This window comes from Rhodoferax sp. RT5P35 (assembly GCF_056521385.1).
The window spans coordinates 1-1182 of the sequence record NZ_JBWMAX010000237.1; the positions used below are offsets into that span (position 1 = coordinate 1).

At 65.1% G+C, this 1182-nt stretch carries 1 protein-coding gene and 1 pseudogene; both read right to left on the bottom strand.

Annotation, left to right across the window (positions count from 1 at the left end; all coding sequences use genetic code 11):
* Nucleotides 1-740: hypothetical protein (locus AC097L_RS25290; RefSeq protein ID WP_479589460.1), on the bottom strand; the 740-nt coding region annotated here is incomplete at its 3' end.
* Between the two features lie 32 nt (nucleotides 741-772).
* Nucleotides 773-1182 (bottom strand): annotated as a pseudogene (locus AC097L_RS25295) (cobyric acid synthase); the annotation flags it as partial.

Sequence of the window (1182 nt, forward strand, 5' to 3'; positions counted from 1 at the left end):
TGGCGCAGGCAGCCTTGGCGGTCGGTCTCCCACAGCCAGTCGCTGGCGTGCTCCTCGAAGTCGTTGAGCAGCAGGCCGACGAGCTGGTTCTGGCGCTCGATCTCGGCCTCGAACTTCAGGCCGTTCAAGAACATGCGCGAGGTCATCAAGGTGGTGCTCCAGACCACCACCGCATAAAACGCCAGCAGGCCGGTCAGGTAGGTGTAGATCGGCTCCGGGCGGCTGGAAAACAGCACGGCCAAACCGGCGCACAAAATGCAAGACCACAGAATGGCGGCCTGGGGCAGACAGCTGTACATCCAGCTGCCCATGCCGATGAAGGCGGCCAGCACGGCGGTCAGCAGCAGGCGGCCATCGCCATCGGCAGCGGTATACAAATAGCCCGACATCAACAAAAACGCCAGCGCCGATACGGCAATGTCTGCCACCAGCAGCCGCACCGCGCGCAGCGACATGGGGGTTGAAGGCTGCACCTCCCGCCGCAGCCACCACAGCCCGGCATTGCCCAGGGCGATGGCCGAGACCAGCAGCGTCCAGCCCGCCAGTACCCAAGCGTCCACCTGGCCCCAAAACACCAAGGCCAGCACCAGGGCGCTGAATATGTTGCCTATGGTGCTCAACGGCAGTTGACGCACCACCGCATGGAACTGGCGGCCCCGGTGGATGGCCGCCTGCTCGGCAGAGGCCGCAGGGTCGCGCCAGCAGGCAATCAGCCAGTCGGTGAACGGAAATTTATGCATACGCTGCGGCCATGGTGACCCAGTGTAAACAGCTATCGGCAGATTATTCCATCTAAAAATCCAGCCTGGAAATGGGCCTGGACATAGTCGGCCAGCCCATCGAACACCGCGTCCAGCGTGGGCACGGTGGCCCCGAACAGGGCTTGCAGCGCGGCCGGGTCTTCCAGCAGGCCGTGCAGGTACAGGCCCAGCACATTGCCCGCCGCGTTTTGCCAGGCCAGGCCCTCGGGCAACACCGCCCGGGCCACATCGCCGCCTTTGGCCATGGCCTCGTGCTGCTGGGTCTGGCCGTGGTGGATTTCATAGCCCGCCACCGCCACCCCGGCCAGCGCGGCCCAGGGGCCTTTCATGTCCGGGGCGAAGCGGGTGTGCCGGTGCTGCACGGTTTTTTGCACTTCAAACTGGGTGACCAGCGGCAGCAGGCCCAGGCCGGGCGCATTGC